Raw genomic sequence first — 24,918 nt, 5'->3', positions numbered from 1 at the left:
CGAGTGAGTAGACGGACATGGCGCTCATCGCCCTCGCCGCAGACAAGGGTTCCCCCGGCGTCACCACCGCAGCGGTGGCGCTCTCCGCGGTCTGGCCCCGGCGGGTCCTGCTCGCCGAGACCGACCCGGCCGGCGGCGACCTCGTGTACCGCAGCGCGGCGGCCCACGGCGGCCCGCTGAACCCCAACACCGGCATGCTGTCGATCGCGGCGACCGCCCGGCGCGGCCTCGTTCCCGACCAACTCTGGGACCACGTACAGCCGTTGAGCGGCGGACTCGAAGTCCTCGTCGGCCTCGGGATCGCCGAGCAGGCCGCCGGACTCGCCGGACTCTGGCCCACCCTCGGCCGGGCGTTCGCCCAGCTCGCCGACTCCCCGAACGCGCCCGCCGACGTCATCGCAGACTGCGGACGGATCAGCGGGGACACCCCGGCCGTCGAACTCTTCCCGCACGCCGCCCTGGTGCTCCTGCTCTCGCGCACCGAGCCCGAGGCCATCGCGCGGGTCCGCGACCGCGCCGCCGCGCTCTCCGCCAAGCTGCACGGCGGCCCGCGCGGTGCCGGCGGACTGGCCACACCCTTCATCGGCGTCGTACTCGTCGCCGACCCGGGTGACTCCGCCAGGCTCGTCCACCAGGTCAACGACATGCTCGTGGCCGCCCGGACCGGTGCCCGCGTCGTCGGCACGCTCGCCGACGACCCGGCGGGCGCCGCCCAGTTGGCCGGACGCAGACGCGGCCGACTCGACAAGTCGCTGCTCATCCGCTCGGCCCGCAAGGTGACCGCGGATCTGTACCAGCAGTACGGCGCCACCTGGTCCGTACCCGCCGACGGACCCCACGGACCCCACGGGGCACACGGGCAGCCCGCTGCCGGAGCCGGCCGATGACCGCCGTCGACCACCAGTTGGTCAAGCGGTTCCGGCAGGACGCCGGCGACCGCATCTCCGAACAGCGCCGCGAGGACCAGGTCCGCGGTGTCACCCCGATGTCCAACGAGGACGAGCGGCACTACGCCCGCGCCGTCATCGCCCAGATACTCGAGGACCACGCGCGCACCGAGATCAACCTCGGCCGCACCCCGCTCGACGCCGAGACCGAGGAGCAGTACGCGGCCGCCGTGCACGCCGCGCTGTTCGGCGTCGGCCGGCTCCAGCCGCTGCTCGACGACCCGGAAGTCGAGAACATCGACATCAACGGGTACGACCAGGTCTTCATCGGCTACGCGGACGGCCGGGAGGCCAAGGGCGACCCCGTCGCCGAGACCGACGAGGAACTCGTCGAACTGATCCAGGTACTCGGCGCGTACTCCGGTCTGTCGTCGCGGCCCTTCGACTCCGCCAACCCGCAGCTCGACCTGCGGCTGCCCGACGGTTCCCGGCTCTCCGCCGTCATGGACGTGACCCGCCGGCCGGCCCTGTCGATCCGCCGCGCGCGGATGGGCAAGGTCTTCATGTCCGACCTGGTGGGCAACGGGACGCTGACCCCCGAGGTCGCGCACTTCCTCGCCTGCGCCGTCCGGGCCCGCAAGAACATCATGATCGCGGGCGCCACCAACGCGGGCAAGACGACACTGCTGCGCGCCCTCGCCAACGAGATCCCGCCGCACGAGCGGCTCATCACCGTCGAACGTGCCCTGGAACTCGGCCTCGACGCCTTCGCCGACCTGCACCCGAACGTGGTGGCCTTCGAGGAGCGCCTGCCCAACTCGGAGGACCAAGGCGCCATCACCATGGCTGAGTTGGTCCGCCGGTCGCTGCGCATGAACCCCTCGCGCGTCATCGTCGGCGAGGTCCTCGGCGACGAGATCGTGACGATGCTCAACGCCATGTCGCAGGGCAACGACGGCTCGCTCTCCACGATCCACGCGAACAGTTCCAGCGAGGTCTTCAACCGCATCTCCACGTACGCGCTCCAGGCGACCGAGCGGCTGCCCATCGAGGCCAGCCAAATGCTCATCGCGGGCGCGGTGAACTTCGTGGTCTTCATCCAGCGGCGCAACGACTACGAGTCCGGTGGCCGGCTCCAGCGCATGGTGACCTCCGTGCGCGAGGTCAACGGCGTCGACGGGCGGGTGCTGTCCAGCGAGGTCTTCGCCGAGGCCCCGGACGGCCGGATCGTCCCGCACGCGCCCATCGCCTGCCTCGACGAACTCGTCGTGCAGGGCTACCGGCTGCCCGGCAGCGGGAATTGGTGACGACGATGACCCAGCACATGACATCCGGGATGACGCCGGGGGCCTCGGGCCTCACGTCCGACGTCACGTCCGACCTGGCATCGGGCATGGCGTCGGGCGGGCTGCCCCACCTGGCAACGGGCCTCGGCTCCGGCCCGGCGTCCGGAATGACGGGGGAGACCGGAACGGGCAGGACCTCGCTCGCGGCGCTCGACTCGCTGGGCTCCATGGGCGGACTGTTCTCCCTGCCGGTGCTCTACGCCCTCGCGTGCGGCATCGCCGTCGGCGGCGGCCTGGCACTGTTCGCCGTCGCCGTGCGCGGACTGCCGGCGAAGCCCGAGCACGAGAAGCAGAAGGCGAGCGAGCGCGCGGGTGAGCTGATCCGGTTCGCCGGGCAACGCGGTTCGATCGCCGCCATCGCCGGTCTTGTCGTCCTCCTCCTCACCCGCTGGGCCGTAGCCGGAATCGCGGCCGGCATCCTCGTCTTCTTCTGGGACAAGCTCTTCGGCGGCGCCTCGGAGGAGCGGGCAGCGATGCGCCGGGTGGAGGCGCTGGCGTCCTGGACCGAGTCGCTGCGCGACACCATCGCCGGCGCGGTCGGCCTGGAGCAGGCCATCCCCGCCTCGGCGCGCGCCTCCGCCCCCGTACTGCGGCCGCATCTCGACGCGCTGGTGGACCGGCTGCGGTCCCGGACACCGCTGCCCGACGCCCTGCAGCAGTTGGCCGACGAGATCGACGACGCGTCCGCGGACATCATCGTGGCCGCGCTGATCCTCAACGCGCGCCTCCGCGGCCCCGGTCTGCGCCAAGTGCTGGGCGCGCTGGCCAAGTCGGCGCGCGAGGAGGTCGACATGCGGCAGCGGGTGATGGCCCAGCGAGCCTCCACCCGCCGTTCCGTGCAGATCGTCGTCGCGGTGTCCATCGCGTTCGTCCTCGGACTGTCGGTCTTCAACCGTCAGTTCGTCGAGCCGTACGGCACGGCGGTCGGACAGCTCGTACTCGCCGGTGTCTGCGGTCTGTTCGGCCTCGGGTTCTGGTGGCTGCGCAAGCTGTCCACGATCGAGACACCGGAACGGTTCCTGGTGCGGGACGAATCGTCCGTGCGGTTCGTACGCCCCCGTACGCCGGCTTCCGGGGATGAGGCGGTACACCGATGAACCTGACCATGCCGATCCTGATCGGCGCAGTCCTCGGCCTGGGTGTCTACGCGCTCGTCCGCGCGCTCATGCCGTCGAAGCGCAGCGCGGTCGCGCAGGTCGCCCGCATCGACGCGATGCGGGCCCGCGGGGCGGCGTACGAGTCCGCGCACCGCGGACAGCAGGACACCGGGCGGTTCGGCGGCCTGCGTGCCCAAGTGGGCGCCCGTGTCGCCGAGTTCTATCTCCAGCAGGGCTGGGAGCAGCGCTCGCTCCGGGCCGATCTGGCGGTCCTGGACCGGAGTTGGGAGAGGTTTCTCGCGACGAAGGTGCTGCTGGCCGCGGCCGGTGTCTTCTTCGGGCCGTTCCTCTTCGCCGTCGTCTGGACGCTGGGCGTCGGCCGCAGTCCGATCATCCCGGTCTGGCTGGCGCTGCTCTTCGCGATCGTCTTCTTCTTCCTCCCCGATGTGGAGGTGCGCCGGGACGCGGTCGACAGGCGGCGCGACCTGCGGCGCGTGATCGGCGCCTATCTGGACCTGGTGTCGATGAGCCTGGCCGGCGGCCGCGGGCTGCCCGAGGCGTTGATGGCGGCCGCCGAGATCTCCGACGGCTGGGCCACGCAGCGCATCCGCAACGCACTCAACGACGCCCGCATCACCGGCATCAGCCAGTGGCAGGCGCTCGGCTCGCTCGGCGAGGAACTCGGCGTCGAGGAGCTCAAGGACCTGTCGGCCTCCTTGGCGCTGGTCGCCGACGACGGCGCGAAGGTGCGCGAGTCGCTCGCCTCGCGCGCCGAGACGATGCGCCACCGCGAACTCTCCGAGATCGAGGGCAGCGCGGGCGAGAAGTCGCAGTCGATGCTGGTCGCCCAACTGCTGCTGTGCGCGGGCTTCCTGGTGTTCCTGATCTTCCCGGCGGCGATGCGCGTGTTCCAGGTCTGATCGCCCGCAGTGCCAGAAGTCGCAGAAGTCGCAGAAGTGCCAGAAGTGCCTCAGGCCGACAACCACTATCCTTCGAGAGGACAACTCACCATGAACGGACGGAACTTCAGCACCGGGATCCCGGGGGTGGACTTCCTGATCACCTTCCTCCAGGGCCGGGTGCAGCGTGCCCGCTCCGGAGAACTCGACCGGGGTGCGTCCGCGGTCGAGTGGGTCATCATCTCCGCCGTCGTCGTGGCCATCGTCGGCGTGGTCGCCGCGATCATCAACGCCGCGCTGAGCGACGGCGCCAACAAGGTCGGCAACTGCATCAGGGGCACCGACGCCGGCAAGACCTGCTGAGTACGTACGGGGATGCGAGTGCGCGAACACCGAGGGGTACGTCGTTGGGTGCGCCGCAGGGTGGAGGCAGCCTCCGCCCGCGGTGACTCCGGCATGACCGCGATCGAGTTCGTGCTGCTCACTCCGGTGCTCTTCTTCATGATCTTCGCGACGGTGCAGTTCGCGCTGTACTTCTTCGCGGACCATGTGGCCCAGGCGGCGGCCCAGGCGGGCGCCCGCAAGGCCCGCGCCACGGCCGACGCGCAGCCCGGCGCCTGGCGCGGCGAGGCGGGTGACGTCGTCGACAGCTACATCCGCCAGCTCGGCCCGAAGCTGGTGCTGTCCCCGGACGTGAAGATGCTCCAGCCGGAGCCGAACACGGTGGGCGTCGAGATCACGGCGAGGGTCCCCGCGGTCTTTCCGGGGCTGGATCTGAAGGTGCACGCGCAGTCGTCGGGCCCCGTGGAGCGGTTCGTGAAGGAGAAGAACTGATGGGAGGAGAAGCCCTGTTCGCCGCCCTCCGGCATCGCGTGTCCGGCCGTCGGCGCGACCGGGGGCTGTCCACCATCGAGGTGGTCATCCTCGCCCCGGTGATGATCCTCTTCATCCTGGTGCTGGTTGCCTTCGGGCAACTGGTGGACGGGCGGGGCGCGTTGGACGGAGCCGCCAGGGACGCCGCGCGGGCCGGGTCGATCCAGAAGGACCACGCGACCGCCATGGCCGAGGCGAGGAAGGCCGCCGAGGCCGACCTCGGAGACATCTGCTCGGGCCCGGTGACCGTGACACAGACCAGCGCGGGCTTCGTGGCGGACACGCTCTTCACCGTCGAGGTGAGCTGTGAGGTGCGCGGTCTCGCGATGCTCGGCCTCGACGTGCCCACCACGCTGCAGGCCAGCTTCAGTTCACCGCTCGACCCGTTCCGGAGGACGGCATGAGGATGCCCTCTGCGGTAAGCGGCTGGGCCGCGGTGCGCCGCGCACGCCTGGACGACCGGGGCTCGGGCGCCGGCGCGGTCATCATCTTCGCGCTCGTGTTCCTGTCGCTCTCGGCCTTCGTCATCGACGGCGGCATGTCGATCTCCAAGCGGGAGCGGGCCGCGGACATCGCCGAGCAGGCGGCCCGTTACGCCGCCCAGGACATCGACCTCGAATCCCTCTACGAGAACCGGAACGGCCCGGCGCCCATCAACTTCGAGAACTGCGGCGCCCGCGTGAAGGCGTTCGCCCGCGAGATGGGCATGTCCGGCGCCGACATCGCCGCCACCCACTGTGTGACCGCCGACGCGGAACAGGTGGAGGTCGAGGTCCAGCTCACCTACTCGCCGGTCTTCACCGGCATGTTCTACGGCGGTGACGTGGTCGTCCACGGCAGTGCGGTGGCTCAGAACGAGGTGGGCTGAGAACGGGGCCCTGCCGGAGACGGGGTTGGCTGAAGGCGGCCGCTACTTGGCCGCGCCCGCCTGACCCCCCTTGGGGTCCTCCTGCTTCACGCCGTCCCGCACTTGCTTGGCCAGGTCGTCGTCGAGCTTCTTGAACTCGCGGACCACGGCGTCGGACATCTTCGCGAGGGCGTCGAGGGCCTGGCCGATGTCCTCGCGGCCGTCCTCCCAGCCGGACTCGAAGTCGTCGAGCGCGTCGTAGACGGTGTGGTCGCCCAGGTCGTCCTGATACGACGCGAAGAGCTTCTTCGTGTGGTTCAGCCGGGTCTTGATGTCCCGCAGCCGGCTGCCGTAGTCCTCCAGCTCGCTCAGCGGGAGCGCGAGGTCGCTCTTGCCGCCACCGCCCATGTCGGTTCCCCCTCCTGGAGCTCTGATGTCCGGGTCATACGAAGCGTACGGGTGTCGCCCTGGGCGACGGGTACGTCCTCGATGCCGAACGTCCGGGCGGAGGAGCCGATTTCGGGAAGGGCGACGATCGTGACCGTGCCCACAGGCCCTCTGTCACTCCTGCCGTAAGGGCACCTGCCTGAGGCAGGCCCTCGCCACTGTGAAGCGCCGTGGGCCTGCCTCGTTCCTGCCAGGGTTCCTGGACACCAGTCAGGCGTAGGAGTACCGCGCCTCCGAGCACGTCGAGGCGTCCCCCTCCACGATGCACACCCGGACCTGCAGCAGAGTCTCCTCCTTCATGTTGTCCGTCTCCCAGATCGTGCAGTAGCTGTCGCCCACCACGCTGTGGCCCCGCGTGCTGGCCATGACGGTCCACGACCCACCACTGAGCTTCCGCTGGGTCTCGATCCCCTTGCCATCGGCATTGGTGTCGCAGGCCCTGAACGCGTCACCGGGGATGGGGTTCACAACACCCTGCGGGTCGGCATTGAAGTTCCCGTATCCGCTGGTGGTGCCGTTGCGCACCAGCTCGATGTCCCAGCCGTCGCCGTCCGGGTAGTACTTCCAGACGTCGGCCGCCATCGCCGGCCCGTTGGCGGCCAGCAGCATCCCGCAAGCCGCGACCACCGCGAGCAGCGCCTTGGCGCCCGATCTGAACACACGCGTCCCCATGTACTGCCCCCTGAATACTCAAACAGATGATCAACTCTGAGTGGTCGTGGAGCGTACATGACATGTTTTACGGCCGCCAGGTTGCCGTGCGAGGTCGGCGCGTCGCCTGCGTGGGCGTAGGACGTGTGAGCTTCCGCTGGAGCGTACGTGTGAAGGTGCCGCGTTGATCGGCGGTGGTGGAACGCCGAACGGGGCTCTGACGAAGAGCTGTTACGTCGTCCGGGGCGCGGCGACCGCCCCGGTGCGTATGGCCTTGAGGAGGTGGCCGACGGAGGCCGGGGTGATGGAGAGGACGGTGGCGGGGTCGTCGGACTCGCGGAGGTGGAGGGTGGCGGGGGTGGAGGCGAGTTCGACGCAGGAGTCCCCGTCACCGGGGCCTGAATAGGACGACTTCTGCCAGTCGGCGGGGGTGCTCACGGGGCTCTCACAGCTCCTTCGTCAACCTGTGGATGAAGTCGCGAGTCCGGTCGGCGCCCAGCGACACAGCCACCACCTTACGGAAGAGCGTGCGATAGGCGTTGAGTTGGGCTTCGGAGTCGATGAAGGCCGCGCCCTGGGGGGCGTCGCGTACCACGGTGTCCAGCTTCGACACGGAACCTCCCGCGTACGCCATGGCACTCGTGGCGCCGCCGAACCCCTCCAGGTCGAAGGGGATGACACGCACGGTGATGTGGTCAGCTTCGGAGAGTTCGAGCAGGTGGGCGAGTTGGGCCCGGGCGGTCGCGCGGTCGCCGACCATGATGCGCAGCGCCGCCTCGTGGACGACACCGTCGTACCGCGTCGGTGCCCGGCCTTTGAGGATCACCTTGCGTTGTATCCGGTGCCGCACGCGCAACTCGATCTCTTCAGCGGGAAGTTCGGGTACCCGATAGGAGAAGACCGCGCGAGCGTAGTCCTCCGTCTGGAGGAGTCCGGGGATGTACAGGAACTGGGCCTCCCGCAGAAAGGTCGCGTGATGTTCCAGTTCGGCGAGGTCGAGGAACGGCGTGGGCAGCAGGCCGCGATACTGCTCCCACCAGCCGTGCGTCCGGTCAGTCGCCATGGCGGCCAAGGCGTCCACGAACTCCTCGTCCGTGCAGACGTAGTGCGCCGCAAGTCGGCGTAGCCGCTTCTCGCTCACGCCGGCGAGGGCCGTCTCGATCTGACTGATCTGCGCGGGACTTACGCCGAGCAGGGTTGCCGCTTCTCGTGACGCGAGGCCTGCCGCCTCGCGGAGTCTGCGCAGTTCGGCCGCCAGGCGCGTCTGGCGTGCCGTTGCGTCGCGCCTCAATGCCATCGGGTTCCCCTCTCAATGCGCCTGCGAGCGCGACCCGTTCGGAGGCAGATTACGCGATCGCCTTGTGGAACCTAAATAAATAAGTCTACCGTCGGTGACGCAACGCACACGCTGCGATACCCCGGGACCTCGGAAGCGCACCACTCCGTCCGGCTGTGACGGCTGTGGCACTGCCACCGCCCGGAATCGACGACTGCCATCAACTCCTCATGTCACGAACGGAGTTCACGCATGCCCGAAACCGAACCCTGGACCTACGCCCTGCACATCCCCCAGGACGCCCGCGCGGTGACCGTCTGCCGCCGTACCGTCCGTCTGATCCTCACCCTTCACGGGCTGATCCGCCTCGCGGACGTCGCCGAGTTGCTGGCGGCGGAGCTGGTCTCCAACGCGGTACGGCATACGAAGGGCCCGGCTGCCCTGCGGCTGCACTGGCGGGGCGGGGTGCTGCGGATCGGTGCGTGGGACGCGAGCCCGGTGCCGCCGCCGTACGACGTGGCGATGGCCTCCGGCGATGAGGAAGCGGGCCGGGGTCTCGTCCTCGTGCGAGCCTGCGCCGACGACTGGGGCTGGCATCCCCTGCGGCAGGGCGGCGACATCGGCAAGTACGTGTGGTGCGACCTGGCCGCGGCCTAGTCGTTGATCACGACGGACAGAAGGGCTGGCTACCGCCCGGCGGACCGTCGATTCCGAAAGCGCGGCGGTCTACGCACAGTTCGTCGACTCGGGCCTCGTCGATCCCCAGGCGAAGCAGGTCCCCAGCCCCGTGTGGTCGAACGTCCCCTTGTCCGCCAACCGTTCGCCCGTGATCGATTCGTCGAACAGGCCGGCTTCCCGGCCGATCTCGGCGAGGTGGGCCGCAACTTCGGCCGAGGACGATCGCGTCGCGATGTCGAGGTCGTAGTCGATTGCCATGCAGATGGATTCCCCGTGGCAGAGACGCCGTTGTGGTGAGCGAGGCGTGTACGCCATGCGGTCAGGAAGAGCGAAGCCATCAGGGGCCCGTTCAAGGCTGTCTCAGGAGCCGACAGGGCGATTGTGCAGGGATCGTGAGGGAGGTCCCGCGAGTGTTGTGAACGTGTGAAGGGCGGCGGGCTGGGGGGAACGTCGGGCGAGGCCGCAACTCGGCTCTACGGGGCGGTCGGTGACGAATCGGGCGGCCGTCGGTCCTTGCCCCCTGCCCGGTCTTCGACACCCTCCTTAAACTCTCAGTAGGCTCGGTTCACCCCCGAACTCACGCTTTTCCCACACGGCCCACGACCCCAGGACACCCGCCATGGCGCGACGCACCACTTCCAGTTCGACGGGCGGTTCGCCGGCTCCGAGGAATCGGACGCCGCAGCCCCTGCCCCGGCGCCGCCGGACGTTCGGGGACTTCGTGAAGGCGTTCGGGGCGCTCGTCGCCCTGCTGGTGCTGCTCGTCGGTGTGCCCGGCGCGCTGGTCGTCGAGGTGGGATGGCCGCTGCCGCACGGAGCGCCCTCGTGGGACTGGCTCCAGCAGGAGATCACCGTCGGCACGTTCATCCATGTGCTGACGGTCCTCGTGTGGTTCGCGTGGGCGCAGTTCACCGCGTGCGTGCTCGTCGAGATGAAGGCCGCGCTGTCCGGTGTCGGGCTGCCGAACCGCGTACCGGGCGCCGGGCCGAGCCAGTTGCTGGCCCGTCAGCTCGTCGCGGCGCTCCTGCTCGTCGGTGCCGCCGCCGCGAGCTTCACGCCGGGCCTGTCGCAGCTCGGCCAGAGCCTGGATGGCAACCAGCACGGTTCCGTCGCGACCGCCCAGCAGACGCCCGGCGGACTGTTCGGGCAGCAGCGGGAGCAGGCCGCCGCCGGTGTGGCCGCCGCGGTCGCCGAGCAGGCCGCCAACGCCGCGTCCCAGGCGGCGTCCTCGCCGGACGGCGGCGCGTCCGCCCAGCACGGCGACACGAAGTACTACCGCATCCAGCCCCCCGAGGGCCGGCACCACGACTCCCTCTGGGAGATCGCCCAGCGGCACCTCGGTGACGGGCGCCGGTACAAGGAGATCTACCAGCTCAACAAGGACCGGACGCAGCCCGACGGGTCGAAGCTGTCCGAGGCCAGTCTGATCCGGCCCGGCTGGATCATGGAGATGCCGGGCGACGCCCACGGCGGCGAACTCGTCGAGATGCCCGACGCGACGCCCCGGGTTCCGCAGCAGGTCCAGCAGCAGATCCACGACTACTCCAGGACCGGTGACCACCAGCAGGCCGGCGGCACGCAGAACAGCGGCAAGCAGGCCGGTGGCACCGACCGGCGGAGCGGCCAGGGCGATCGGGACACCGCGCACCTTCACGTGCCCCAGCAGCGGTCCGGCGCCGAGCGCGGTGCCGACGGCAGCCCGCAGGGGGAACACGCCACCTCCGAAGCCGGATCGGACGCCCGGAACGGACAGAACGAACAGGGCGAGCGGAACGGACAGGGCGGACACGACCAGGGGGACGGGCAGGGCTCGCAGGCCTCCGGGCAGAGCGGGTTCGGGCTGCCCGAGGCACTCGTCGGCGCGCCCCTGCTCGCCGCCGGCCTCCTCGGCGCTCTCGGCCGACGCCGGCGGCAGGCCCTGTGGCAGTCGGCGCTCGGCGCGGTCGGCGGGCGGCGCGGTATGGAGCCGCCGGTTCCGACCGGGTCCGCCGCGGACGCCCAGGACGCGCTGCTCGTCGGCGCCGACCCCGAGGGCGTACGCCTCCTCGATCTGTCGCTGCGCGGACTCGCGGGCGCTCTCGCCGCCGAGTCCCGCCCGCTGCCGACGGTCTACGCGGCCTGGCTCGGCGGCAACGGCGATCTGCACCTCCAGCTCGCCCAGCCGGCCGGAAAGCCGCCCGCGCCGTGGCAGCTCGGCCAGGACCAGACATTCTGGATGCTGGCACGGGCGGACGCCGAGCGGTACGAAGAGGTCGACACCGCCGCTCCGTACCCCGGTCTCGTGAGCCTCGGCACCATGGACGACTCGCGGCTGCTGCTCAACCTGGAAGCGGTGCCCGGCATCGTCTCGCTGAGCGGAAGCGCGGCCGACCGGGCCGGGGTCTTCGCCTCCGTCGCCGCCGAGCTGGCCACCAACGGCTGGTCGGACCGGATGACGATCACGCTCGTCGGCTTCGGCGAGGACCTGACCCCGCTCGCGCCCAACCGGCTGCGCCATCTCGACGACGTCGAGGCGCTCGTCGAGACGATGGAGGCGGAGACACGGCAGCGCCGGGGCGCGCTGGGCGCCGCCGGTCACGACTCCGTGCTCACCGGCCGCACCGGGCCCGCCCAGCACACCCGTTGGGCCCCGCACCTGGTCCTCCTCGCCGTCGAACCGTCCGCCGAGGATGCCGTCAGGCTCGCCGAACTGGCCGCGGACGCGGGACGGTTGGGGATCGGCTACCTCGTCGGAACCGAGTCCGGTGAACTGCCCGGCGCCGCCTGGGAGATGGAGATCACTCGGGAGGGCAAACTGCTCGCGCCGCTGCTCGGCCTCGAACTCGACGCGCAGATGTTGCCCGTCGCGCAGCAGCAGGCGGTCGTGGAGCTCTTCGTGGAGTCGGACCCGGACCGCGGCCCCGACGGGCCGACGAACTCCCCGCCGTTCCTCGTCGACGTCAGCGAGCAGGGGCGGCCCGCCGTCTACGCGCGGCTTGTCGGCCCGTACGAGATCATCGGCCTGGAGACGCCCGACGGCGAACGCAGTCCGCTGCTGCACGAGGCCCTCGCGCTGCTCCTGCTGCACCGTGAAGGGGTGCACCCGCGCGTGCTGTCCTCCGCGCTGTGGCCTCGGGGTGTCACCGAGGACGTGCGCGACGCGCTCGTCGAGCGGTTGCGCGGCTGGCTCGGCAACGACCCCGACGGCACACCCCGCCTCGGCACCGACGGGACCGGGCGGCTCACGCTCGCCAAGTCCGTCGTCTCCGACCTGGACGTACTGCGCTCCCTCTACCACGAGGCGACGCAGGGCAAGGGCGTCAACAGCCGTGTGGTGCGCGGGCGGTTGCTCACCGACGCGCTCGTCCTGGTCCGCGGTCCGCTGCTCGCCGACCGCCCCGAGGGGCGCTACGGCTGGCTCACCCACGAGATCATCGACGCCCAACTGCCGCTGCTCGTCGCGGACATCGGTCTGGCCCTCTGCGCGTTCCACCTGGAGAAGGACCGGGCGGAGAGGGCGATCGAGGCGTTGAACGCCTCGATGAACTCGGCGCCGCGGGACGAGCGGCTGTGGAACGAACTGCTGCGCGCGACGCACGCGACGGGGGACGACGACCGGTTGAAGCGGCTCGCCGCCGATCTGGTCGCCCGCAGCGGGGCGCGCGGGCTGCCGCCCCGGACGGAGGCGCTGCTCGACGAACTGCTGCCGGCCTGGCGAAGCGGCACGGCAGCGCTGGGCTGACGTCACCGGCTCGGCGGCCGGACCCCTTCCGGGGCCGGTCACCGGCCGGTTGGTGGTGGCGCGGCCTTCGCGGTCGTCGTACTGGACCTTCCTGGGGGAACGCGTGGATCTCGACCTCTGGCTCGTCGTCGCCGGTGCCCTCTGGGGCGCGGCGGCCGGGCTGCTGGTGCCCCGGCCCGCGTACCGGTTCGCCGTGGAGCCGGACGAGCCGTGGCGGGACCGCTGTCCCGAGGGGCTGCCGATCACCGGGGCCGCGCGCGGGTGGCTCGGCCCCGCCCGATCGCCCGGAGGTACCCGGTACGGCCCCGGCGTCCTCCTCGTGTCGCCGGTCACCGCCCTGCTCTGTGCCGGGCTCGCCCTCGCGACCGGTACGCGTCCGGAGCTGGCCGTCTGGCTGCTGCTCGCGCCGCTCGGCGTCCTGCTCGCGGTCGTGGACTTCCGGGTGCAGCGACTGCCGGACGCGCTGACCCTGCCGCTCGCGGCGGCCGCGCTCGTGCTGCTCGGGGTGGCCGCCGTCCTGCCCGAGCACGCGGGGGAGTGGGCGACGGCGCTGTTCGGGTCGCTCGCCCTGGGCGGCGGCTACTTCGTGCTGTTCCTCGTCAACCCGAACGGCATGGGGTTCGGCGATGTGAAACTGGCCCTCGGTCTCGGCGCGGTGCTCGGCTGGTACGGGTGGAGCGTGGTGGTCCTGGGGACCTTCGCCGGGTTCCTGTTCGGCGGGCTGTACGGGCTGGGGCTGGTCGTCATGCGGCGCGCGGGGCGCAAGACGTCGATCCCCTTCGGCCCGTTCCTGATCGCGGGGGCGTACGTGGGAATTCTGATCGGGGCTTACGCGGCCTGACGTCGGCCCGCGCGACGGGCTGGCGTAGGGTGGTCGAGTCTGTCCACAACCCTTACGAAAGGGACGCTCCCGGTGACCGAGAAGGCCGACCTTCAGTCCGTGCTGGACCGCGCCGCCGAGGGTGGGCGGATCACTCCGGAAGAGGCGCTCGTCCTCTACCGCGACGCCCCGCTGCACGCGCTCGGCGCAGCCGCCGACGCCGTGCGCCGCCGCAGGTACGCGGGTACCGAGCACATCGCGACGTACATCATCGAGCGCAACATCAACTACACGAACGTGTGCGTCACGGCGTGCAAGTTCTGCGCGTTCTACGCGGCCCCCAAGGACACCGCCAAGGGCTGGACGCGCGACCTCGACGACATCCTGCGCCGCTGCGCGGAGACCGTCGAGCTGGGCGGCACCCAGATCATGTTCCAGGGCGGACACCACCCGGACTACGGCGTCGAGTACTACGAGAAGCACTTCGCCGCGATCAAGGCCGCCTACCCCGAGCTGGTCATCCACTCCCTCGGCGCGTCCGAGGTCGAGCACATGGCCCGCATCTCCAAGGTGTCGGTGGAGGAGGCCATCCAGCGGATCCACACCGCCGGCCTCGACTCCTTCGCGGGCGCCGGCGCCGAACTCCTCCCGGCCCGCCCCCGCAAGGCGATCGCCCCCCTCAAGGAGTCCGGCGAGCGGTGGCTGGAGATCATGGAGATCTCGCACGGACTGGGCGTCGAGTCGACGTCCACCATGCTGATGGGCACCGGCGAGACCAACGCCGAGCGCATCGAGCACCTGCGGATGATCCGTGACGTACAGGACCGGACGGGCGGCTTCCGCGCCTTCATCCCGTACACCTACCAGCCCGAGAACAACCACCTGAAGGGCCGTACGCAGGCGACCCTCTTCGAGTACCTGCGGATGATCGCGATCGCCCGCCTGTTCCTCGACAACGTCGCCCACATCCAGGGCTCCTGGCTGACCACCGGCAAGGAGGTCGGCCAGCTCTCCCTGCACTACGGCGCGGACGACCTCGGCTCGATCATGCTGGAGGAGAACGTCGTCTCCTCCGCCGGCGCGAAGCACCGCTCCAACCGCATGGAGATCATCGACCTGATCCGCAAGGCGGGCCGTGTCCCGGCCCAGCGGACCACGACGTACGAGCACATCGTCGTCCACGACGACCCGGCGGACGACCCGGTCGACGAGCGCGTCATGTCCCACATCTCCTCGACGGCGATCGAGGGTGGCACGGCCCACCCCGAGCTGAAGCTGCTCGCGTCCAACTGATCCCACTGTGCTGACACTTCACGTAGCCGAGCAGTCGGCCGGGACCTCGGTCCTGGTCGACGGGGCAGCCGTCGCCGCCGTCGGCCCGTACGAGGAACTGGCCGCCGCCCACCCGGATGCGAGGGTGCGCCGCTGGCCCGGCATCCTGACGCCGGGACTGCTCAACCCGTACGGCCCGGAGCTCCTGGAGGCCGTGTACCACCCGGACCCGCGCGAGGCCGAAGGCTTCGGCACGGAGCCCATCGGCGGGGAGCGGGCCAAGCGGATCTTCCGCGCCGATCCCGCACGCGTCGGCGCGAGCGCGCGGCGCGGGATCCAGCGGTTGCTGGCGCACGGCACGGTGGCGGTGGCCGGTGACCTGCGGTCGCGAGTCGTGGTCGACGCGGTGCGCAGGGTCGGTCTCGCGGTGGGGCGGCGGCCGGACCCGCTCGTGGGGCCGGCGTCGCTGTCCCCGACCCCGCTGATCCTGCTGCCGGGGCTGGTGCCGGGCGGCCCCGCCCGGTTCGCCGTGTTCGACGTGGCGGACCGCGACGAACTGGTCCGGCGCGGTGCGGGGACCTGCGTGGCGACCGTGATCGGCGGGCGACTGGTGTACCGCGCCCGCTGATCACGGCACGTGCCGTCGGATCAGCCGGCCAACGCCTTCGCGAACGCCCCCGAACTCTGCTTCACGCCACTGCAGTCGGTCGACGCGTCACCGGCCGTGGCGCTGCCCTTCTCGCACTGCTGGTCCCGGAACGACGCCCACATCGACACCCAGGCCACCCCCTTCTTCTCGGCGAACGCCCTTACCCGCGCCGCGTCCGAGAGGCCGAACGTCTCGTTGTGCACGTCGTTCACGCCGATCATCGAGGTGAGCGCGAGCCCCCGCCAGGCGCCGCCGCTCGACAGTCCGAACACCTTCTTCAACTGGTCGTGGGTCGCCTCGGCGGACGTGATCGCGTAGCCGCCCATGTCGTCCGTGAACGAACTGCCGTAGTTCATGGTCATGATGTTGACGGTGGAGACGTCCACGGAGTGGTCGTTGGCGGATTCCAGCAAGGCCAGGCCGTCGGCGTCGAGGCCGGACGGCATCACCGGCAGGGTGAAGGACACCGTCAGGCCGGGGCGCTTCTTCTGGAGCAGCGCGATGGCCTCGGAACGCAGCGCGACCGAACCGGAGTCGCTCAACTGGACGCCCTCGACGTCGAAGTCCGCCTGTGCGGAGCCGGCCGCGTCCAGCGCCGCGCCGTAGGCCGCCGCGAGGTCGGTCGCGTTGTCGCACGTCGACGCCAGTTCCTTGCCGTCCGCGCCGCCGAACGACACCCGGACACTCGCGCCGGACTTCCTGAGGGCCGAGATCCGGGACTTCACGGCCGCGTCGCCGATGGCGTACATCCCGTCCCACTTCGGTACGCAACCGCTCCCGTCGGAGATCACGAAGGCCAGGTTGTAGGTGGCCGGCGATCCCGCCGAGTCGGTGCCGACGGGGGTCGTGGCACTGACGTACGGGGCGTACGCGGTGCCCGAGGACTTCGCCGCGCCCGCGTTCGGTGCCGCCGCCGCGGCCGTCGTCCCGCCGGGCCCCCCGGACGCCGTGTCCGGGGCGTCACCGCTGCCCGCGGAGCACCCCGCACAGGCCAGCGACACCAGGAAGGCGACCCCGGCGGCCGGCTTCAGGAAACTCCGCATTGTGCACGCACCCGCTCTCGTGAGCTCTCGTGATTTCTGTCTCAGCACGGAAACAAACGGTCGTTTCCCGACTGGAAATGTGTCACATCCCGACCGGAATGCCGAATGAGGATCACGCATGAGAAACGAGAGGGAGAGTGGCGACAAAGGGGATGTTTCGGGCTTTGAAATGGTGCATAACTTCCATATCCATCAGGGCTGAGCTGTGCGGGCGTTCTTTGATTCTCATAGTGAAAATACAGTCTGAGGCATCCCTCATGGGCCGTTCACACGGTAAGCAGAGTTTTTGACACATAAACGCGTCCTACCGTCTGGGGAATGCAATCCGAGTCCGCCATCGAAAACCAAGCCCAGGTGCGCGGCCACCGCCGCAAACGCGGTAGCGGGGCCGTGGACGGCCCCGTGTTCGTTGACAACTCCGGGCGCCGCGCCCGCCTGCTCAGCAGAATCGGCATGCTCGTCGGCGTCGTCTGCCTCGGCTACGCCGTCGTGCTCGGTATGGCCTTCATGGGCTGGGGCACCTCGCTGACGCCGTCCTCGCTCCTCCCCTTCGACGGCGGCCGGGCCGGTTCCGTACCCGGCGGTGGCTACGGCCTGCAGCAGGGCGGCATCGCTCCCAGCGGCATCCCCGGCGGGGCCCCGGACGGAGCGCCCACCGGCACCCCGCGGTCGGGCCGGCCCACCGGGTCCGCGCGCTCCTCCGGGGCCGCGACAACCGCGGGGGCGTCCGCCTCCACCGGCGCCAACTGACGGGGAGGTGCCCACACTCATGACGACGACGCCCACGCGTGGCCGCAGGCGTGCCCCCTCCACTATGGAGCGGGCCGCCGGCAAGGCCGCGGCGCTGCAGAAACCACGTGTCATCCTCGCCCTGCTCCTCCTGCTGGCGCTCACCAGTGTGATGCTGCTCGACGGCTATCTGCGCTCCGAGATCGGCAACGACGCACGGGTGCGCGACGGCGCGGCCTACGACAAGGTCCCCCAGAAGATCCTCGACGGCGGGCCCATCCTGAGCTTCTCCGGCGGGGTCGCGAAGACGCAGTCCGTGCCGAAGAAGACCATCGTGCTGACCTTCGACGACGGGCCCACCGCGAACTGGACGCCCGAAGTCCTCAAGGTCCTGGAGGAGAACGACGTCGAGGCCACCTTCTTCCTGGTCGGCTCGATGGTCTCCCGCTACCCGGACGTGGTGAAGACCCTGGTGGACCAGGGCAACGAGGTCGGCATCCACACGTTCACCCATGTCGACCTCTCGTACCAGAGCACCGCACGCCTCCAACGCGAGCTGAAGCAGACACAGTTGGCCCTCGCGGGCGCGGCCGGCATCACCACCACGCTGTTCCGTGCCCCGTACTCGTCGGAGATCAGCGCCGTCGACAACTACAGCTGGCCCGTCTACAAGGAGCTCGGCGGCCTCGGCTACACCAGCGTCTTCGTCGACACCGACAGCGACGACTGGAAGAAGCCGGGCGTCTCGAAGATCGTCCAGTGGGCGACGCCGAAGAAGAACAAGGGCGCCATCGTCCTCATGCACGACGCGGGCGGCGACCGCTCGCAGACGGTCGCGGCGCTCGGCGCCTACATCAAGAAGATGAAGGCGAAGGGCTACACCTTCACCACGGTCAGCGGCGCCCAGGCCGAACTGGGCCGGGCCGCCGCCCAGGCCGGGTCCCGGACCGGCGGCACCGGAACGGCCACGGGTTCGGCCACCGGTTCAGCCACCGGCTCGACCCTGCCTCCAGGGCAGCAGGGGAACGGGCAGCAGGGGAACGGGCAGCAGGGGAGCGGGCAACGGGCGAACGGGCGGCAGACGGCACCCGGTTCGGCGGCCGGCGGCACCACGAACGGCACCACGGGCGGAGCCGCGCAGGCCGCCCAGCGGAAGGCCACCGGCGCGACCCTCTACGAGGGCAAGGCGCTCGTCTACGCCGTGGCGGTCGCCGAGTGGGTCGTACCGGCGCTGTCCTGGTTCCTCGTCGTCGTCGGCGTCGCCGTCATGGGCCGGTTCGGGATGATGCTGGTCCTCGCCCGCCGTCACTACCGGCAGCGAAACCGCAACCGCAACCGCGACCGCAGAAGCAGCCGGGGCGGGAAGTTCAGCTGGGGGCCCACGGTCACCCGGCCGGTGACCGTGATCGTGCCCGCGTACAACGAGAAGGAGTGCATCGCCAACACCCTGAAGTCGCTGGCGAGAAGCACGCATCCGATCGAGATCATCGTGGTCGACGACGGTTCCGAGGACAACACGTCCGAGATCGCCGAGTCGCTCGGGATGCCGAACGTCCGCGTCATCCGGCAGGAGAACGCGGGCAAGCCCGCCGCGCTCAACAACGGTGTCCGCGAAGCCCGTCACGACATCGTCGTGATGATGGACGGCGACACCGTCTTCGAGCCGGACGCCGTGCACCAGCTCGTGCAGCCCTTCGCCGACCCGGGGATCGGAGCGGTCGCGGGCAACGCCAAGGTCGGCAATCGCGACACCCTGATCGGCGCCTGGCAGCACATCGAGTACGTGATGGGCTTCAACCTCGACCGCCGCATGTACGACCTGCTGCGCTGCATGCCCACCATCCCCGGCGCGATCGGCGGGTTCCGCCGGGACGCGGTGCTGGAGGCCGGCGGAATGAGCGAGGACACGCTCGCCGAGGACACCGACATCACCATCGCCCTGCACCGGGCGGGGTGGCGGGTCGTCTACCAGGAGCACGCCAAGGCATGGACGGAGGCGCCCGGTTCGCTCAAGCAGCTTTGGTCGCAGCGCTACCGCTGGAGCTACGGAACCATGCAGGCGCTGTGGAAGCACCGCAAGTCCCTGACGGACAGCGGTCCTTCGGGCCGCTTCGGCCGGGTGGGCATGCCGCTGGTGGTGCTCTTCCAGATCGTCACGCCGGTGTTCGCGCCGCTCATCGACGTGTTCACCGCCTACTCGATGATCTTCGTCGACTTCCGGGCCGCGCTCCTCGCCTGGCTGGCCGTCCTCGCGGTCCAACTGATCTGCGCCGCCTACGCGTTCCGGCTCGACCGGGAGAAGTACCGCTACCTCGCGATGCTGCCGCTGCAGCAACTCGCGTACCGCCAGATGATGTATCTGGTTCTGATCCACTCCTGCGTCACGGCCCTGACCGGCGGTCGCCTCCGCTGGCAGAAGCTCAAACGCACGGGCGAGGTCGGAACCCCGGCAGGAGTGAGCTAGATGACCTGGGGCGCGGAACAGCAGGGACAGTACGGACAGCAGGCGTATCCGGGATATGAGGCCCACCCGGGAAACCAGGGGTACGGGGGACACCAGGGATACCAGGGCTATCCGGAGTACGGTGGGGAGGACTCCGGGTACCCGCAGCACTACGCGCAGCCGACTCCGTACCCGCAGCCGACTCCGTACGAGGATCAGTGGCCGTACGTGCCCGAGGAGCCGGGGGCGTTCACGACGGCGGTGCGCCCGGCTGTCGATGGCGGGGAGCCTGAGGCGGCCTCTCGGGCCGATTCAGGTACCTCGGTCCCCGGTCCGCCTGAGGCGGCCGAGCGGGTCGGGACGGCCGAGCCTGCCCCGAAGGGGAGATCGGGGAGCCGCGACCGCTATTTCGACGCCCTGCGCGCCGTCGCCCTGGTCCGCGTGGTCACCTACCACACCTTCGGCTGGGCCTGGGCGGGCATGGTCTTCCCGTCGATGGGCGTGATGTTCGCGCTCGCCGGCACGCTGATGGCCAAGTCCCTGGAACGCCCCGCGCTCAAGGTGGTCGGAAGCCGGATGAGGCGACTGCTGCCGCCGTTCTGGTTCTGGGGCGTCTTCGTCGTGGTGGCGATGATGATCCACGGCTGGATGCCGGGCTGGCAGATCGTGTTCTGGATCGTCCCGGTCGGCGATCCGCCGGGCAACCAATGGGGCGTAGAGGCCTGGGAGATCCTCTGGTACCTGCGCACGTACCTCTGGTTCGTCCTGCTCTCCCCCCTGCTCCTGAAGGTCTTCCGCAAGGCCCCGATTCCGGTCCTGCTCCTCTCCCTCGTCCCGATCGTGGTCTTCCAGTACGGCTGGCAGCCGTCGTACGACCGCTTCGGCAGCGCCCTGACGGACCTCGCCACCTACCTCTTCTGCTGGCTCGTCGGCTTCGCGCACCGCGAGGGCGTTCTCCAGCGGCTGAAGCCGGCCGCGGTGGTCCTCGCAGCCCTGGCCGCCCTCGCGTACGGCGGCTGGTACGCCCTCGCGCACCAGGCGGAGTTCGGCACCTACGACCTGGACGAGGTCCCGCTCGCGCAGGCCTTCTGGTCGGCGGGCTTCGTGGCGCTGCTCATGTATTTCAAGGCGTACTACGACGTCGACTTCGCCTGGCTCGCCCGCTTCAAGCGGCTCGACCGGACGGTGACGATCTTCAATGGGCGGGCGGTGACGATCTACCTCTGGCACGAGATCGCGCTGGTTCTGGCGGTCCCGCTGATCGACCAGTTCTGGAAGGTGCCGGCCTTCGAGAAGTGGCTGCCGCTGGAGAGCCAGTGGTTCATGTTCGCCATCGGCTGGGTGCTGATCTGGATCGCGATCCCGCTGTTCGGCTGGGTGGAGGACGTGGCCGCCCGTAAGAAGCCCAGGCTTCTGCCGTGACGACGGCCCGACGCGCCGCCGACGCGGGCCGGCCCCGGCGGCCGCATGCCGGGAGGGGCCGACCGGGCCCGGCCGGGCCGGTATCCGAGTGAACCTGGCCCCGGTTGGCCGCGCGGGGACGTGTACAACATCCCGGCCGCGATCTTGGTTACGGAGCATGGGGAGAAACCCCCACAGAGAGGCTGACGTTTCTCATGCGTCGTTCCCTGTTCGCCGCCTCCACCGCGGCGACCGCCCTCACCGCCGCCCTCGCACTGGCCGTGAACACCCCTGCCGCAGCCGGAGCCGTCGGAGGACACGGCCACGAGCCCTGGGTGAAGCGCAGCGCCGTGCAGCGAACGGATCCCCGGGAGTTCCGTTCGCTGTGCCGTGAGGAGCAGGACGGGAAGCCCGAGCGCCGCACGTTCCCCCTCTTCGCCCACGGCAAGGGCTTCACGGCGGTCGAGGACTTCAAGAGCCTGGAGGCGGACGGCACGGTGTTCTGGGCCGGTCACGACCCCGGACATCCCGAGAACACCATCGCCGTGTCCGTCATCGGAGCCTGCACCGCCGGGCCGGTCACCCTCTCCGGCGAGATCGAGGTCGGCTCTCTCGAGTACCAGTACTCGCCGTTGGCCAAGCGTCCGGGCCGATACCTGCTCCAGGAGATCGACACCCTGAAGCTGCCCCCGAGCGGACAGGGTGTCGACACGGTGACCCTGCCGCCGAGCAGGTCCCACAAGCCCCACAAGCCGGGTCTGCGGGTCGCCACCCCCGACAACCCCGCGGCCATCGACATCGTCGTCGCCTACACCCCGGCCACCGTCACCGAACTCGGCAGCGTCGGGGCGGTCCAGGGCCGGATCAACTACGGCGTGAACCAGCTCAACAGGGCGCTCGCGACGAGCGGGGTGCCTGCCAGCGTCCACGTCGTCCACTCGTACCAGACCCAGGCCACGGGCGTGCCCCGCGAGAACGCCGGAACCCTGCTGAGCAGGATCAGCAACCCCGCGAACCTGACCCTCGGCGCCACGGCCGCCGCCCAGCGGGAGGCATTCGGCGCCGACCTGGTGGCGCTCGTCGCCGCCATCCCCCCGGAGGACAGCTCCGGGCAGGCCGACCTGCCCAACCCGGCGGGCCCGGCGACCGACAACGACGCCTTCTCGGTCACCAGCGCCTACTCCATCACCGGGTGGGAGAACCTCGCGCACGAGATCGGCCACAACTTCGGTCTGATGCACGACCGCAAGACGGTGGTGAACCAGGGGGGAACGACTCCCGTGGGCACCTTCAACTACGGCTGGGTCACCCCCGACCAGCGGCACCACACGATCATGGCCTACTCCAGCGCCTGCACCCTGCGGTGCCAGGTCGTCAACCAGTACTCCAACACGGAGAACCTGCTCAACGGCCAGGCCCTCGGTGACGCGGACAACAACAACGCCGCCGTCGCGACACAGGCCGCCGAGTTCCTGGCCGGCTACCGCGCCTCGACCGTCACCAACCGTGTCTCTCTCGACCTGGCCACCAGCCCCGTCGCCGGAGGCAGCGTCAAGCCCAGCGAGTACGGCCCGTACGACCCCGGTTCGGTGGTCACCGTCACCGCCACCCCCAACGGCGGATTCCAGTTCGCCGGCTGGGAGGTCGACGGCGTACTCCAGAACGTCACCACGCCGAGCTACCGGATCACCATGAACGCCGACCACAGGGTCGTCGCGCTGTTCACCGAGACCCCGTAGCCCGTCGTAGTACGCCGTAGTCCGTCGTAGTGCCCGCGGTGGCCCACGGCCGGCCGCGGACCCCGATCGGCGGGCGGTGGACACCCGCGCCGCCGGGCAGCGCCGCACCCTCCCCACGGTTCACGGGGACGGGTGCGGCGCTCTTCCACGTGTGCGGAAGGCGGCCTTCGACCCGCGCGAGGAACCAGGCCCGGGGCGGGCGCCCGCGACCGCGCCCGATTCTGCGGCCGGGCGCCGGAGAGTCCTCCGGCCCGTACTGCCACAATGGGACCGTGACCCGCGCATCCCTGGACAAGCAGCCGCACGAAGTCGCCTCGATGTTCGACGACGTGGCGGAACGGTACGACCTGACGAACGACCTGCTGTCGCTCGGCCAGGACCGGGTGTGGCGCAAGGAGGTCGCGAAGGCGGTCGACGCGCGCCCCGCACAGAAGGTCCTGGACCTCGCCGCCGGTACCGCGACCTCGTCCCTCCCCTTCGCCCGCACCGGCGCGTACGTCGTCCCCTGCGACTTCTCGCTCGGGATGCTCCGCGTCGGCAAGCGGAACCACCCCTGGCTGCCGCTGACGGCCGGTGACGCGACCAGACTGCCGTTCAAGGACGACACGTTCGACGCCGTGACGATCTCCTTCGGGCTGCGCAACGTGCAGGACACCGACACCGCGCTCCGCGAGCTGTACCGGGTGACGAAGCCCGGCGGGCGCGTCGTGATCTGCGAGTTCTCGCACCCCACCTGGGCGCCGTTCCGCACGGTCTACACCGAGTACCTGATGCGCGCGCTGCCCCCGGTCGCCCGTGCCGCCTCCTCCAACCCCGACGCGTACGTCTATCTCGCCGAGTCCATCCGAGCGTGGCCGACCCAGGCGGAACTGGCCGAGCGGCTGCAGAAGGCCGGCTGGTCGAAGGTGGCCTGGCGCAACCTGACGGGCGGCATCGTCGCCCTCCACCGGGGCTACAAGCAGGCCTGAGCCCCCGGCCCGATCCTCGCGCCCGGCGGCCCGATCCTCGTGGCTCCCGGAGGCCCCGGGGGCCAGGGCTGTGCGCCGTCGTGGGTTCCCGCCCGCCTCTCTGCCGGAAGCCTGGCTACCTGAGCAACTCGAACGGGTCGCCGGGCTCGTCGAGTTCGCGGCGCAGTCCGCCCGACGGCGGGCGGGGCGGCCGCGGTTCGCGCACTCGGGCACCGCCCTCCGCGTCGCCGAGGTCGAACCACACGGTGACGACCGCTCCGCGCGGCACTTCGGCCCCGGGCTGCGGAAACTGCCGTACGACGTAGTCGACGACCGTCCGATGGAAGTCGGGCCGGTCGGGCGCGGCGAGCAGCACACCGCGCGCCTCTGCCGTCTCACGCGCGTCCACGGCCATCAGACCGACGAGCCGCGGTACGCGCACTTCGGGTGTCTTGGGTGTCATGCGCACAGACGTCACCCCCAGCGGTACCGGAAGCGTAAGCCTGGGCCGGGTGCTTCCGGAAGCCGTGCGGGGATCCGGCGGACTCCGCACGGCGGGCCGGTCCCGGACTTCTTCAGAGAGCCAGCCGGTAGCGGTGGCCCTCCTGCGCCGAGGAGGGCAGCGTGAACCGCTCGGCGAGCTCCATGCCGAGCCGTTGTGTCACCGCGATGGAACGGGTGTTGGCCGCGTCGACCATCGCGACGACGTCCGTGACGCCCGCCGCGCGGACCCGCTCCAGGGTGGTCCGCGCCGCCGCCGTGACATATCCCTTGCCCCAGTGCGCCCGCCCCAGCCGCCAGCCGATCTCGATCTGCCCGGCCGGCCCCCAGGCGTGCGGCCACGGCTGCGCGCCCGTGAAGCCCAGTACCTCGTCCCCGGGGCCGACCATCGTCCACAGGCAGAACCCGCGCTCAGCGTCGTGCCGCCGCTGGCGTGCCGTCAGCTCCTCGTAGACGGACCGCTCCGCCGCGCGGCCCCCGTGGAACTCCATGACCTCCGGGTCGTCGAAGACCCGGTGCCAGGCGAGAGCGTCCTCGTCGGTGGGAACGCGCAGTCGTACAGCGGGGAGAGCTCGGTTCACGGGGCAGCCCTTCAGCCAGGTGATCGGTACCGCTGCATAGACTGCCCATGTCCAGTGCCCGTCGGCACGTT

The 24,918-nt window shown here is 70.5% G+C and carries 26 protein-coding genes; 18 read left to right on the top strand and 8 right to left on the bottom strand.

Annotation, left to right across the window (positions count from 1 at the left end):
- Window positions 1-17 precede the first annotated feature (17 nt).
- The 8 genes from OHT01_RS17590 to OHT01_RS17555 all read left to right on the top strand — a co-directional run bounded on the left by OHT01_RS17590 (window position 18) and on the right by OHT01_RS17555 (window position 5,970).
- Entirely contained in the window at window positions 18-887 is an 870-nt protein-coding gene (locus tag OHT01_RS17590; protein WP_328554091.1) for a hypothetical protein, read from the top strand.
- Window positions 884-2,194, top strand: coding sequence for a CpaF family protein (locus OHT01_RS17585; RefSeq protein ID WP_328554090.1), 1,311 nt, complete (start codon window positions 884-886; stop codon window positions 2,192-2,194). The genes OHT01_RS17590 and OHT01_RS17585 overlap by 4 nt, the downstream gene beginning before the upstream one ends.
- Before the next feature lie 206 nt (window positions 2,195-2,400).
- Window positions 2,401-3,330 carry a type II secretion system F family protein gene (locus OHT01_RS17580; RefSeq protein ID WP_328558152.1) on the top strand — a complete coding sequence of 310 codons (930 nt, stop codon included), beginning with the start codon at window positions 2,401-2,403 and terminating at the stop codon, window positions 3,328-3,330.
- A complete protein-coding gene (locus tag OHT01_RS17575; RefSeq protein WP_328554089.1) occupies window positions 3,327-4,250 on the top strand; it encodes a type II secretion system F family protein in 924 nt (307 codons plus the stop codon). The genes OHT01_RS17580 and OHT01_RS17575 overlap by 4 nt, the downstream gene beginning before the upstream one ends.
- A gap of 90 nt (window positions 4,251-4,340) precedes the next feature.
- On the top strand, window positions 4,341-4,592 hold the full coding sequence (locus tag OHT01_RS17570; protein ID WP_328554088.1) for a hypothetical protein: 252 nt from the start codon (window positions 4,341-4,343) through the stop codon (window positions 4,590-4,592).
- A 12-nt stretch (window positions 4,593-4,604) separates the two neighbouring features.
- Entirely contained in the window at window positions 4,605-5,063 is a 459-nt protein-coding gene (locus tag OHT01_RS17565; RefSeq protein WP_328554087.1) for a TadE family protein, read from the top strand.
- A complete protein-coding gene (locus tag OHT01_RS17560; RefSeq protein WP_328554086.1) occupies window positions 5,063-5,506 on the top strand; it encodes a TadE/TadG family type IV pilus assembly protein in 444 nt (147 codons plus the stop codon). Before OHT01_RS17565 ends, OHT01_RS17560 begins: the two co-directional genes overlap by 1 nt.
- Before the next feature lie 2 nt (window positions 5,507-5,508).
- Window positions 5,509-5,970 carry a pilus assembly protein TadG-related protein gene (locus OHT01_RS17555; protein ID WP_328554085.1) on the top strand — a complete coding sequence of 154 codons (462 nt, stop codon included), beginning with the start codon at window positions 5,509-5,511 and terminating at the stop codon, window positions 5,968-5,970.
- 42 nt (window positions 5,971-6,012) lie between these two features.
- Here OHT01_RS17555 and OHT01_RS17550 read toward each other — a convergent pair whose 3' ends face one another.
- The 4 genes from OHT01_RS17550 to OHT01_RS17535 form a co-directional block, all read right to left on the bottom strand.
- Window positions 6,013-6,357, bottom strand: a complete 345-nt coding sequence (locus tag OHT01_RS17550) for a hypothetical protein (RefSeq protein WP_328554084.1) — start codon at window positions 6,355-6,357, stop codon at window positions 6,013-6,015.
- Between the two features lie 249 nt (window positions 6,358-6,606).
- The gene (locus OHT01_RS17545; protein WP_328554083.1) at window positions 6,607-7,068 is read right to left on the bottom strand and encodes a hypothetical protein; all 462 of its coding nucleotides are present in this window, start codon (window positions 7,066-7,068) and stop codon (window positions 6,607-6,609) included.
- Between the two features lie 210 nt (window positions 7,069-7,278).
- Window positions 7,279-7,485 carry a DUF397 domain-containing protein gene (locus OHT01_RS17540; protein WP_328554082.1) on the bottom strand — a complete coding sequence of 69 codons (207 nt, stop codon included), beginning with the start codon at window positions 7,483-7,485 and terminating at the stop codon, window positions 7,279-7,281.
- 7 nt (window positions 7,486-7,492) lie between these two features.
- Window positions 7,493-8,344, bottom strand: coding sequence for a helix-turn-helix domain-containing protein (locus OHT01_RS17535; RefSeq protein ID WP_328554081.1), 852 nt, complete (start codon window positions 8,342-8,344; stop codon window positions 7,493-7,495).
- 231 nt (window positions 8,345-8,575) lie between these two features.
- On the opposite strand from OHT01_RS17535, the gene OHT01_RS17530 reads away from it, so the two are divergent.
- Window positions 8,576-8,980 carry an ATP-binding protein gene (locus OHT01_RS17530; protein ID WP_328554080.1) on the top strand — a complete coding sequence of 135 codons (405 nt, stop codon included), beginning with the start codon at window positions 8,576-8,578 and terminating at the stop codon, window positions 8,978-8,980.
- A gap of 69 nt (window positions 8,981-9,049) precedes the next feature.
- On the opposite strand, the gene OHT01_RS17525 is transcribed toward OHT01_RS17530, so the two are convergent.
- Entirely contained in the window at window positions 9,050-9,259 is a 210-nt protein-coding gene (locus OHT01_RS17525; protein ID WP_328554079.1) for a hypothetical protein, read from the bottom strand.
- A gap of 361 nt (window positions 9,260-9,620) precedes the next feature.
- On the opposite strand from OHT01_RS17525, the gene OHT01_RS17520 reads away from it, so the two are divergent.
- From OHT01_RS17520 to OHT01_RS17505, 4 genes are all read left to right on the top strand, one after another.
- The gene (locus OHT01_RS17520; RefSeq protein WP_328554078.1) at window positions 9,621-12,722 is read left to right on the top strand and encodes a BTAD domain-containing putative transcriptional regulator; all 3,102 of its coding nucleotides are present in this window, start codon (window positions 9,621-9,623) and stop codon (window positions 12,720-12,722) included.
- A gap of 103 nt (window positions 12,723-12,825) precedes the next feature.
- Window positions 12,826-13,563 carry an A24 family peptidase gene (locus tag OHT01_RS17515; protein ID WP_328554077.1) on the top strand — a complete coding sequence of 246 codons (738 nt, stop codon included), beginning with the start codon at window positions 12,826-12,828 and terminating at the stop codon, window positions 13,561-13,563.
- A 72-nt stretch (window positions 13,564-13,635) separates the two neighbouring features.
- Window positions 13,636-14,835 carry a cyclic dehypoxanthinyl futalosine synthase gene (gene mqnC, locus OHT01_RS17510; RefSeq protein ID WP_328554076.1) on the top strand — a complete coding sequence of 400 codons (1,200 nt, stop codon included), beginning with the start codon at window positions 13,636-13,638 and terminating at the stop codon, window positions 14,833-14,835.
- A gap of 7 nt (window positions 14,836-14,842) precedes the next feature.
- A complete protein-coding gene (locus tag OHT01_RS17505) occupies window positions 14,843-15,442 on the top strand; it encodes an imidazolonepropionase-like domain-containing protein (protein ID WP_328554075.1) in 600 nt (199 codons plus the stop codon).
- Between the two features lie 20 nt (window positions 15,443-15,462).
- On the opposite strand, the gene OHT01_RS17500 is transcribed toward OHT01_RS17505, so the two are convergent.
- Window positions 15,463-16,506 (bottom strand): chitinase, encoded by a 1,044-nt coding sequence (locus tag OHT01_RS17500; RefSeq protein ID WP_328554074.1) that lies wholly within the window; start codon window positions 16,504-16,506, stop codon window positions 15,463-15,465.
- Between the two features lie 318 nt (window positions 16,507-16,824).
- On the opposite strand from OHT01_RS17500, the gene OHT01_RS17495 reads away from it, so the two are divergent.
- The 5 genes from OHT01_RS17495 to OHT01_RS17475 all read left to right on the top strand — a co-directional run bounded on the left by OHT01_RS17495 (window position 16,825) and on the right by OHT01_RS17475 (window position 23,786).
- Window positions 16,825-17,256 carry a hypothetical protein gene (locus OHT01_RS17495; RefSeq protein ID WP_328554073.1) on the top strand — a complete coding sequence of 144 codons (432 nt, stop codon included), beginning with the start codon at window positions 16,825-16,827 and terminating at the stop codon, window positions 17,254-17,256.
- Window positions 17,257-17,275: 19 nt separating this feature from the next.
- On the top strand, window positions 17,276-19,699 hold the full coding sequence (locus OHT01_RS17490; RefSeq protein WP_328554072.1) for a bifunctional polysaccharide deacetylase/glycosyltransferase family 2 protein: 2,424 nt from the start codon (window positions 17,276-17,278) through the stop codon (window positions 19,697-19,699).
- On the top strand, window positions 19,700-21,100 hold the full coding sequence (locus tag OHT01_RS17485; RefSeq protein ID WP_328554071.1) for an acyltransferase family protein: 1,401 nt from the start codon (window positions 19,700-19,702) through the stop codon (window positions 21,098-21,100). It begins immediately after the preceding gene.
- A gap of 194 nt (window positions 21,101-21,294) precedes the next feature.
- Complete coding sequence (locus OHT01_RS17480) at window positions 21,295-22,818, top strand: InlB B-repeat-containing protein (protein WP_328554070.1); 1,524 nt, start codon at window positions 21,295-21,297, stop codon at window positions 22,816-22,818.
- Window positions 22,819-23,090: 272 nt separating this feature from the next.
- Entirely contained in the window at window positions 23,091-23,786 is a 696-nt protein-coding gene (locus OHT01_RS17475) for a demethylmenaquinone methyltransferase (RefSeq protein ID WP_328554069.1), read from the top strand.
- A gap of 115 nt (window positions 23,787-23,901) precedes the next feature.
- On the opposite strand, the gene OHT01_RS17470 is transcribed toward OHT01_RS17475, so the two are convergent.
- Entirely contained in the window at window positions 23,902-24,228 is a 327-nt protein-coding gene (locus OHT01_RS17470; protein WP_328554068.1) for a PASTA domain-containing protein, read from the bottom strand.
- 112 nt (window positions 24,229-24,340) lie between these two features.
- On the bottom strand, window positions 24,341-24,847 hold the full coding sequence (locus OHT01_RS17465) for a GNAT family N-acetyltransferase (protein ID WP_328554067.1): 507 nt from the start codon (window positions 24,845-24,847) through the stop codon (window positions 24,341-24,343).
- Between the last annotated feature and the right edge of the window lie 71 nt (window positions 24,848-24,918).

The organism is Streptomyces sp. NBC_00358, from assembly GCF_036099295.1.
Classification (GTDB): domain Bacteria; phylum Actinomycetota; class Actinomycetes; order Streptomycetales; family Streptomycetaceae; genus Streptomyces.
The sequence above is the reverse complement of the archived record's forward strand: the minus strand, read 5'-3'. Positions and strand labels throughout refer to the sequence as shown.

Coding starts and splice junctions, on each gene's coding strand:
- OHT01_RS17530 (WP_328554080.1), top strand. CDS start 8,576: ATGCCCGAAACCGAACCCTGGACCTACGCCCTGCACATCCCCCAGGAC.
- OHT01_RS17500 (WP_328554074.1), bottom strand. CDS start 16,506: ATGCGGAGTTTCCTGAAGCCGGCCGCCGGGGTCGCCTTCCTGGTGTCG.
- OHT01_RS17535 (WP_328554081.1), bottom strand. CDS start 8,344: ATGGCATTGAGGCGCGACGCAACGGCACGCCAGACGCGCCTGGCGGCC.
- OHT01_RS17470 (WP_328554068.1), bottom strand. CDS start 24,228: ATGACACCCAAGACACCCGAAGTGCGCGTACCGCGGCTCGTCGGTCTG.
- OHT01_RS17520 (WP_328554078.1), top strand. CDS start 9,621: ATGGCGCGACGCACCACTTCCAGTTCGACGGGCGGTTCGCCGGCTCCG.
- OHT01_RS17580 (WP_328558152.1), top strand. CDS start 2,401: ATGGGCGGACTGTTCTCCCTGCCGGTGCTCTACGCCCTCGCGTGCGGC.
- OHT01_RS17565 (WP_328554087.1), top strand. CDS start 4,605: ATGCGAGTGCGCGAACACCGAGGGGTACGTCGTTGGGTGCGCCGCAGG.
- OHT01_RS17570 (WP_328554088.1), top strand. CDS start 4,341: ATGAACGGACGGAACTTCAGCACCGGGATCCCGGGGGTGGACTTCCTG.
- OHT01_RS17480 (WP_328554070.1), top strand. CDS start 21,295: ATGCGTCGTTCCCTGTTCGCCGCCTCCACCGCGGCGACCGCCCTCACC.
- OHT01_RS17590 (WP_328554091.1), top strand. CDS start 18: ATGGCGCTCATCGCCCTCGCCGCAGACAAGGGTTCCCCCGGCGTCACC.
- OHT01_RS17560 (WP_328554086.1), top strand. CDS start 5,063: ATGGGAGGAGAAGCCCTGTTCGCCGCCCTCCGGCATCGCGTGTCCGGC.
- OHT01_RS17495 (WP_328554073.1), top strand. CDS start 16,825: ATGCAATCCGAGTCCGCCATCGAAAACCAAGCCCAGGTGCGCGGCCAC.
- OHT01_RS17585 (WP_328554090.1), top strand. CDS start 884: ATGACCGCCGTCGACCACCAGTTGGTCAAGCGGTTCCGGCAGGACGCC.
- OHT01_RS17485 (WP_328554071.1), top strand. CDS start 19,700: ATGACCTGGGGCGCGGAACAGCAGGGACAGTACGGACAGCAGGCGTAT.
- OHT01_RS17525 (WP_328554079.1), bottom strand. CDS start 9,259: ATGGCAATCGACTACGACCTCGACATCGCGACGCGATCGTCCTCGGCC.
- OHT01_RS17555 (WP_328554085.1), top strand. CDS start 5,509: ATGCCCTCTGCGGTAAGCGGCTGGGCCGCGGTGCGCCGCGCACGCCTG.
- OHT01_RS17575 (WP_328554089.1), top strand. CDS start 3,327: ATGAACCTGACCATGCCGATCCTGATCGGCGCAGTCCTCGGCCTGGGT.
- OHT01_RS17550 (WP_328554084.1), bottom strand. CDS start 6,357: ATGGGCGGTGGCGGCAAGAGCGACCTCGCGCTCCCGCTGAGCGAGCTG.
- OHT01_RS17545 (WP_328554083.1), bottom strand. CDS start 7,068: ATGGGGACGCGTGTGTTCAGATCGGGCGCCAAGGCGCTGCTCGCGGTG.
- OHT01_RS17490 (WP_328554072.1), top strand. CDS start 17,276: ATGACGACGACGCCCACGCGTGGCCGCAGGCGTGCCCCCTCCACTATG.